This window comes from Nonomuraea cavernae (assembly GCF_040655715.1).
Lineage (GTDB): Bacteria > Actinomycetota > Actinomycetes > Streptosporangiales > Streptosporangiaceae > Nonomuraea > Nonomuraea cavernae_A.
Genome location: NZ_JBFAKL010000053.1, coordinates 1 through 9,375 on the forward strand (window position 1 = coordinate 1; position 9,375 = coordinate 9,375).

Consider the following 9,375-nt stretch of genomic DNA (forward strand, 5'->3'; position numbering starts at 1 on the left):
GGTCCAGATTCCGGCAAACCCACCAAACCCGCGCTCTGATCAGCCACTACCGCCGACGAGGCGACCCATTACCGCGCGATCTACGGATGTAGTACAGGTCACGCGGCTCCGAGTGGAGGCCGGGTAGCGGCCGACGAAATGCCTGGCTGCGGACAAGGCCCATTCCTCCCGCGCCAATCGCGCCTACCTGCGCCGCCGCAAGATCCGTCACACCATCCCCGAACCACGCGATCAGCGCGCCAACCGCCGCCGGCGCGGCTCGGCCGGAGGGCGGCCCACCGGCTTCGACACCGAACGCTACAAGGCGCGCAACGTCGTAGAGCGGGCGATCAACCGGCTGAAGAACTTCCGGGCCGTGGCCACCCGCTACGACAAACGCGCCTACGTCTTCCTCGGCACCGTCACCCTGGCCGCCCTGATCATCTTGCTCCGCACCTGATCCAAGAAACAGCCCTTAGATGGGAGGGGCGGCGCCTGCCATCGGTCTGCGACACCCGAAGATCATCCCATGGCTACCTCAGAGCGTAGACCGGCATCCTTCTGAATGCCTACGCTGGCTCAGCGGAGACTGACCTCTACGCCGTGCTCCTGCATCAGGGTCAGGACAGACATGACAAACTCTTCTTCCAAAAATTCGCAAGAGACAGAAGAGTCGTTCCAAATAATCCGAAACGAAGTTCTCGATTCCCAACTTGAAGAAAGGCAGTCAGCGAGGCTATCGAGGCTTGACCCAAAATAGCCACCCGCGCCATTTACTGCCTCTCCGATTGCGCAATAGAAGTCGGCTGTGCTAGATATCGTGCCGCCGTTGATCGCAACAGTATCCTCCATGCCATATCTGATGGCACTGTGACCCGACTCAAACCATGCCGTCTGCACGACATGGAGCCAGCTTGCATGGGAATTACGGGGATATTGGGACCATTCGCTTGGTTCAATAGATTTTCCCGAAGCCCATCTACGCCAGATTTCGCCAGCATGCGGATACAGGCATGCGTGACCATAAAACGACGATGTGATATCCCTAAAGTCGGCGCCGTAAGCGCTTTCCGTTGAGGCGCCAAGCCAAATTCGCCCTATGTAGTAGGAGCCGATCCTCTCGCCACGAAAGTCGATCACATGCAGTTCTACATCATTGACATCTCCTCTTGGTATGTGAAGTTCGCGTGGCACACCAGCGAGGATGATCTCGTTCGATTGCTTACGTGATGATTCTACGTAAAATCCATGTAGCTCTTCCGCTGTCAGAAGTACATCATGCGACTCCTCGTTAACCAACCGATATAGAGGGTAGGATGACTTTTCTGAAACCATCTCGCGCTAAACCAATCCAAAAGCATACGACTACCAAAGAGCCGTCAGGAGTATTTCGGGGGCACTTTAGGTACACGATGGAGTGCCTAAAGCAACTCTCGGGGCTGGCCCATCTTCGCTATTTCCATCCGGAATCGGGGAAGTGCGGCGCAGAGAAAGGCCTAATTGTGATGTAATGATCGGTCGTCCATCCCATTATTTTACGGCCGTCCGGGAGCGTTTTTACCAAGATACGGGCTTCGTCGCCCTTCGTGCCCGGCACCTTGTATTCTAAAGCACCAGCCCATTTCCCAGTATGATAATCCCATCCCTCAAATACTTTCTGCCTACCCGTTCTCTGGTTAATCTGAGGGACGCCATTCCCTGCCCTGATATTATCATATTCTCTCACAAAGTGCCTAGACATACCCTGCGGGAGAGGATCCGAGAGGCGAGGGCCTGCCCCCGGCAGTTTGGATCCAGGTCGAAACTCTCCCATCAGAAGGTCAGTACCCATACAGTATGCGGCATCGAACGACCTGGCCTGTACGGAGTCGCATGAATCGCGATGCAAGAAATCTCGCCCAGAGTTGAAGGCGTCAGTATTCGGATTCCCGAACAAGGGATTTATCGAGCAATCCTCCACTATCCGGCCTTCAGGACTCATAGATACACTGCAGGTATTGTTGGCAACGTCATTGAGGCCTGTGACAAATCCAGATATCCAGTCCAGAGGGGAATCCAAAAAATCATCAGGCGCTTCTTTTGATGCTTCGTCCGGCCCGCCAGTCGTATTGTCGTCCGGATATTTGATTGGCATTACACCTGAATCGGCCCCATCGTCTGGGTCAATGCCGTACGAATAAGGGTCGGCAACCTGACTAATGTGAATCGTTATAGGTTCGACTGGCTCCTCTTTTTTCCTGGGCTTCCCGGGGTCCTTGGGATGCTTTTCCTTGGGAACCCTAGGATCCTTGGGCTCTTTCTTTTTACCTCCAGGGTCGCTGGGAGTACCAGTTTGCTTCTTCTGAGCAGGACCGTTATTGGTTGGACCGTTATTGGTTTTGGCTGGCTTGCGAGGCTCTGACCTCGCAGTCTTGCTGACCGTGCTGGTGCTGCTGTTAGAAGTGTTGCTACTTGTGCCGCAGCTTCCTCCTCTTCCTGGAGAACCGTATGAGGCCTTCTCGTAGATGCTTCTGTCACCACCACCCATGCAACTCGGGTCCGGGAAATGACCAGAGGGATCACCATAGATAAGTGGATTGGCGTTCGCGTAGGTATACCGGTTGGCTTGGACCGATGGCCGAGGGAGGAGGGTCCAAGTGTCCCGTGACGCGAAGCTGCCTGTGCCAGGTTGGTACCAACGGGCGTGCATGTTGACCTTGCCGGTGTCCGGGTCGGTGTATTCGCCCTGGTAGCCGAGGTTGGTCGGGGTTCCGGTCTGCGCGGTGACGGCTCCGAAGGGGTCGTAGGCGGTGGTGGTGGCCAGCGCGGTGACGCTGAAGGTGGCGACCAGGTCGCCGTGTAGGTCGGTCATGGTGGCGAGGGCGGGGTTGGTGCTTTCCTGCTGGCCGAGTAGGCCGCCGAACGGGTCGCGGCCGTATCTGGCTTGGACGCCGGCGCTGGTGTCGCTGATGGTGGCCAGGTCGTTGCCGAGTCCGGAGTAGGCGAAGGTCTGGTGGCTGGTGCCGCGGATGCGGGAGGTGAGGCGGTCGAGGGCGTCGTAGCTGTAGAGGCTGTCGCCGTCGGCGATCAGCCGGTCGAAGGCGTCGAAGGTGAGCTGGGTGGTGGTGCCGTTCTTGGTCTCGCTGGCCAGGGTGCCGCGCGCGGTGTAGGCGTAGGTGCTGCCGTCACCCGAGGTGAGGCGGTTGCGTTCGTCGTAGGTGTAGGTCTTGGTGCCGGCCTTGGTGCGGTTGCCGGAGGCGTCCCATTCGTAGGCGGTGACCGCTCCGCCGGGGGCGGTCCAGGAGGTGAGGCGGCCGGCGTGGTCGTAGGCGTAGGTGTTGGTGCCGGCTCCGGCGGTGCCTGCGGTGGTCTTGGTGGTGAGGTTGTCGTCCTTGTCCCACCCGTAGGTGATCTTCGCCAGCTGGGCGCCGGTGTTGCGCTTGAGGGTGTGGGTTTCCAGCCGGTCCAGCGCGTCGTAGGTGAAGGCCTGGCTGTCGGTGGCGGTGGTGCCGACGGCGGCGTTCATGGAGGTGAGGCGGCTGGCGGCGTCGTAGCCGTAGGTGAGTTTGCGGCCGGTGACCGGGTCGGTGGCTGTGGCGAGGCGGTTGGCGTTGTCCCAGGTGAACGCTGCCGTGCCTGCGGCGTCGACGCGCTGGGTGGGGTTGCCGAGCGCGTCGTAGGCGTAGCTGGTCTGCACCGCGCTGCCGCGCGTGATGCTGAGCGGCAGGCTGCGGTCGTTGTAGTCGACCGCCAGATCCCCGATCACAGTTTGGCGTCCGGCCAGGTCGTAGCCGAAGCTGCGTTCCGCGGTGGTGGCGTTGCCTCCGGTACCGTTTTCGGCGGTGAGGCGGCCGAGGTGGTCGAAGGTGCGGTCGATGCGCACCCCGCCCGGCTGCAGCTCCGCCACCGGGTTACCGGCCGGGTCATAGACGGCGGTCCAGGTGCGGTCGGCCGCGTTCGGGTGGGCGGTGGTGGCCGGTTCGGTCACCGTCTCGGCCAGCCCGAGGCTGTTGTAGCCGGTCCAGGTCGTGTTACCCCGGCCATCCGTTAAGCGGGTACGCGCGCCGGTCGCGTCATAGCCGAAGCTCGTGGTGATCGACTGGCCCGTGGAGACCGGCTCGACCAGCGAGGTGACCCGGCTCAGCGCGTCGAAGGTCTGAGTGGTGACGTGGCCTTCGGGCGAGGTGGTGCTGATCGGGTTGCCGGCCGGGTCATAGCCCACACTGGACGTGCGGAGCACGGTGCCCGACCCATTCAGGTCCTTGACGGCGGTCTTGCGGCCGGCCAGGTCGTACTCGACGCTGGTGGCATTATTGAGCGGGACGGGGTCGGTGGTCTTGACGAGACGTCCGGCCAGATCGTAGGCCAGGGTGGTGGTGTTGGTGGCCGGGTCGGTCTGCGCGGTGACCTCTCCGGCGGCGTTGACCGTGTAACTGGTGGTCTTGCTGCCCGGTCCCGGCGCCACCGTCTTGGTCAGATACCCGGCGTCGTTGTAGGTCAGCGTGGTGGTGTAGGCGGCCGTGGACGGTTTGCGCTCGATCTGAGTGGCGGTGATCTTGCGGCCCAGGTCATCGTAGGTGGCCTCGGCCCGCGCGCCGGTCGGGTCGATGCTGGCTAGTTGCTCACCTGCGAGGTCGTAGCTGGCCACCCATGTCCCGGCGCTCTGCCCCTGCGGGGCCGGGTCGGTGATGCGCACCTGACGGCCGAGCTGGTCGTATTCGAAGGTGCTGGTGTTGCCGCGCGGGTCGGTGGTGGAGATCAGCTGTCCGGCCGGATCGTAGGCGTTCGTGGCGGTGGGAGTGACAGCGGTGCCACCAGGCGGGGTGTAGCTGGGTGCGCTCGTGCTGGTCAGCCGCCCGGCCTTGTCGAAGACCGAGGTGACGGTGCGGCCTTCGGCGTCGGTCTCATGGGTTGTGGCACCGAAGGTGTCATAGCCGTAGCGGGCTGAGGGGCGTACCGTGTTCGCGGTTCCTGCTTTGTCGACCTGTACCTTGGGTGCGGTCACTTCCACCAGGCGGCCGAGCAGGTCGTAGCGCATGGTGGAGGTGAAGTCCTCCGGGTCCGCCCCGTTGGTGTTACCGCGTGGGTCAGTGGAGGCGGTGACCAGGCCACGGTCGTCGTAGGTGGAGGTGGACACCAGGTCCTCGGCGCCGTTCTCCACCGTTGTCCGGGTGACCTGGTTGACCTTGTTGTAGACGTACTCGGCGACTTCCGCACGTGTGGTCCCGGCGCCGGTGCGCGTGCTCTTGGTGACGTTGCCGTTGGCGTCATAAACATACGCCGTCTTGCGGTCCAGCACGCCCGGGTCGAACGACTGAGAAGTAAGCCGACCGGCCGCGTCGTAAACGAACGCGGTCGTCGCCGTGCCGCCACCGGTCACCAGCCTGGTCGGATTGCCTGCCGCGTCATAAGTGCGATCCTCCAGCACCACGTCCTTGGTGGTGGCCGAGCCGTTCAGCTTGACGTCGTCGGCGATCTTCTTGGCCAGCAGGTTGTCGGTGAAGTACGTATAAGAAGTTCTGCGGCCCATGGCATCCACCTGGGCAGCCAGCCGCCCACCCAGGTCGTAGGAGAACGACTCCAACAGCACATCCGTAGCTGCATGCGGGTTCACCGGGCTGCCGGTCCAACCCTTCAGCGTCCGCGTCGTCAGCTCACCACGGTCGCTGTAGCCGTGCTCCACCACCGCGCCCCGGGCGTCGGTCACTCTGGCCAACTGGCCGAGGCTGTTCCACTGTTGCTGGACGACGCCGCCCTCGGGACCAGTAATCGTCGCTACCCGGCCCAGGCCGTCGTAGGTATAGGCGGTGACCCGCTCGGCCTGCCCGCCCGTCAGATCGGAGATCTTCTCGCTGAGCTTGTTACCGTCCACGTCGTAGACCAAGGTCGTCCGCTTGGTGTGCGTGACATCGGAGATCTCGTTCTGCACGCCTGGCTCGGTCTCGGTCAGCAAGCGGCCGAGCGCGTCGTAGGTGAACGTGGTCGTCACACCGCTCGGATGCGCCTGGGAGACTTGGCTCTCACTCGTCACACGGCCGAGTGCGTCGTATGCCAGCCGGACGACCAATCCCTCCGGGTCCATTTGCTCAGCCAAGTCCCCGGCCGAGGTGTAGCGGTAGGCCCACGTGTTGCCCCTTGCGTCGGTCTGCGACGCGATCAAGCCCGCCAGTGTGGTGCCACCGCCCACCGCCGCTTCGCTCCCGTCGGTATAGGTCAAAGTGGTCGAGCGGCCACTGGAGAAATCGGGCGTGGCCGGCGTTGTCTCCTTCGTTGCCTGGCCGTGCTCGTTGTATTCCCATGTGGTGGCGTAGGTGTTGTCTTCCAGAGTTGACGAACGCGCGTCCCGGTTTTTTACTATCTGGTCATTACGCGGATCGAACTCATCGTCCTCGTTCAGGTAGTACTCGGCGTAGGCGTTCTGACAGTTCGATGCGGTGCGGCACGACTTACCGCGGATCGGATTGCCGCGCTTGTCGTTCCAGCGCCGGAACACGTTGCCGTTGCGGTCGGTCGTCTTCGCCAGGAAGCCGCCAGTGTCGTATTCATAGCTGGCGGAGAGCTGTGACTGGTCCTTCTCATATACCAAGCGAGATGTGCGCCAATTGTCATAGCCATAGGTCAACGTGCCGTTGCGCGGGTCGGTGACGGTGACAGTGGACACCTTTTCGATCCAGTCAGTGCCGGGTTCGCTGATCTGCCATGTACCGCCATGGCGGTCGGTGTGGGTCTTGAGGCGGTCGGTTGCCGTGTCGTAGGTATTGGCGGCCCAGGTGCGCCCCGACGGCAGAGTGATCGTCGTTAGCTTGTTGGGGATCTTTGCCCGGGCAGCGTAGTGCGTCTGGATCTCGGCATCGCTGAGCGGCTTGTCATAGAGCGCGAACTCATCGATCGTCCCCACGAAGGAGAAGGCGCCGCTGGTGTTGGGGCCGCCGGGGATGTCGGACCACGAGGAGGCACGATCACCGCTGCCCACGTACGCCGCTTCTCGATATTCCGGATAGATCTCTCCGGATATCTCGCCAACGGCCTGACCATCGAGGAAGAGCTCCTGCCGTCCATCGGCCACGTTGAGAACGACGTGATGCCACTGATTGTCGGTGACCGCAGCCGCGCTGGTGATCGGCGCGTATGTCCAAGGACCGCCGTTGGTGCTGATCTCGCCTAGTTGACCTCGCAGGCGACCGTCAGTTCCGATGTAGAGGACCGGTTGTGTCGCGCCATGCTCATACCCGAACCGTCCAGCAGAAAAGATCATGCCTCGTTGGGTGGTCTTGAACCAGCCTTCGATCGACACCCGATCCCGCAGCCGGGCCAGGATGTAGGACGGCAGTCTCACGTTCGACTGGGTGAAGCCGGCCGCCGTGTCCGTGCTGCCTTCCAAAGCGCCGGGCTGCCCGACGGTGACGGCGTTGTACTGCCCGCTGCTACCGGCGCTGCCTTCGTTGGCCGGTGCCTCGTACTGCTCTTCGCCGAAACGGAAGTACCCCACCGGCTCCGAATCCAGCACGATACCGCGATACCGCGACCCGTCCGCGTAGGTGTGGTTCGTGCAATTGGGCGCGGCCACCGGAGCGCACACCGAAGTGAGGTTGTCGCCTGTGTAGGTGTAGGTCCACGTCGCACTCTGACCGTTGACCGGGTCGGTGGACACTGACGCCACCCGAGAACCTGCCCAGGTGAAGTGCAGCGACCGGCCACCCACCGCGGTGACCGTGGTCAGCTTGCCGTCACCTCCATAGGTGAGAGTCTGGCTGCGGCCACGCCGGTCAGAGATCTTGGACAAGCGTCCCTGAGCGTTGAAGAAGTACGAAGTCGACGCCTTGTCCATCAACTGCCAGCCCGCTGCCACCTGCCCGTTGCATGAGATGCCCGGGGTACAGGGAGCCGGCTCGAACAACTGCTTCAGGGTCGCGTGCATGCCGGGCGGAGGCTGGAAGGTGAAGTCGCCTGTTGAGGCCCCTTTCATCGCGAACCGTGCCTGGCTCCCGCTTGGGTAGGTCAGCAGCACCGACCGCGGCACCAGCGGATAGCCGACGATCGTTGAGTCGTGCAGGTCTTCCGCGACGATCCGCATGTCCCACTGAGTCGACCATCCCGCGCCGAAGATGCCGTTCGTGCGCGCGTCCAAGCTGTTGTAGGTACGCACCACCGACAGCGGTGGGCCTGCCACCGGGATCCGCGCGTCGACGAAACTGGTGGTGTAGTTACCCGCCACCGGCGAGAACTCCTGCCCCTCACCGCCCCGCTCCCCCAGATGCGCACTGGTCAACGGCTGCCGCGCACCCGTCGTCACCAGTTGCTTGTCGCTCTGATCCGACTCGGCGCTCTCCACATCGACGACGCGAACCCACCACTCGTACTGCTTGCCCCACTTCAGGTTGCCCGCCGGCACCCGCCAGGTCTGCTCCCCCACCCGCGCACCAGACGTGAAACACTCCGGCGTCGGCGAAGGAATAGGGGACACCTCATCTTCGTCTTCCTCTAACTTCTCGCAGATCTTGAAGGTGAACTTCAAGTCGGCCGACGACCCGCCACCCAAACGAGTCGCTTCGGTGGTCAGCAGCGGCGTCACGGTCCCGATCAGCATGCCGTGCTCGGGATACACATCATCGATGATCGGAAACGTAGTGCTCGCCATCGTCAGCCGGTCAATTTGTTCGGCCCGCTCAACACCCGCCGGAAGCTTTGATGCCGTCGTCGCCTCCGGTACGGAGGAACGCGATTCCAGAGCAAGAGCTCCCGGCGCTCGCTCAACCTGCTCGGTATCAACCGTGTCACCCACCGCGCTCGTCAGCGACGTGTCCACCAGGCTCGGCAGGCGCCCGGCTGTACCCGCCATCTGCTTGGGCGTGGCCACCTCTCGCTGGTCGACAGTCCCGCTCCCGACCATGGACACTTGAGCTTCTGCCGGAAGAACAGAAAGCACAAGGAGACCCGGCATCAGCGCTGCAAGTACGATCGCCACCATTCTGGGCGAACGAGCCCACGACAAAGATCGGCGCATACTCCGTCACACTCCGAACCACGTAGGGCGTCTACCGACGCCAGACGAAGCTCCACCCCGTCCCGTGACCAGGTTGCTGACTCGTGCAGCTCGGAGCATGTTGCCAAACGGACGAAGCGTAACTTTTGCCCAAAAAGGCAACAAGATCCAATTTAGTTAGATGAAGATCACGGAAGGTGACTTACCCTACGAATCCACCTCAGATCAACCTTCGGTCAGCGACGCGATCAGGGTGCTGTTCGTGCCAGAGATGCCTGACGCCCCGGGGCCCGTCCAAGGTGCGGTGCCCTTACGCCGTCATGCCCGTACGGCGGCCGTTACCGCAGGAAGGCGGCGGCCACCCCCGCGTCGACCGGGATGTGCAGGCCGGTGGTCAGTGACAGGTCGCCGGCCGTGAGCGCGAAGACGGCGGC

Annotated in this window: 2 protein-coding genes and 1 pseudogene; 1 reads left to right on the forward strand and 2 read right to left on the reverse strand. The window is 62.5% G+C overall.

Annotated features, from left to right (window positions below; translation table 11 throughout):
* Positions 1 to 142 precede the first annotated feature (142 nt).
* Positions 143 to 439 (forward strand): annotated as a pseudogene (locus AB0I38_RS39765) (transposase); the annotation flags it as partial.
* A gap of 119 nt (positions 440 to 558) precedes the next feature.
* On the opposite strand, the gene AB0I38_RS39770 reads toward AB0I38_RS39765, so the two are convergent.
* Positions 559 to 1,173 (reverse strand): barstar family protein, encoded by a 615-nt coding sequence (locus AB0I38_RS39770; RefSeq protein WP_358495758.1) that lies wholly within the window; start codon positions 1,171 to 1,173, stop codon positions 559 to 561.
* A gap of 259 nt (positions 1,174 to 1,432) precedes the next feature.
* On the reverse strand, positions 1,433 to 8,815 hold the full coding sequence (locus AB0I38_RS39775) for an RHS repeat-associated core domain-containing protein (protein WP_358495761.1): 7,383 nt from the start codon (positions 8,813 to 8,815) through the stop codon (positions 1,433 to 1,435).
* Positions 8,816 to 9,375: the final 560 nt, after the last annotated feature.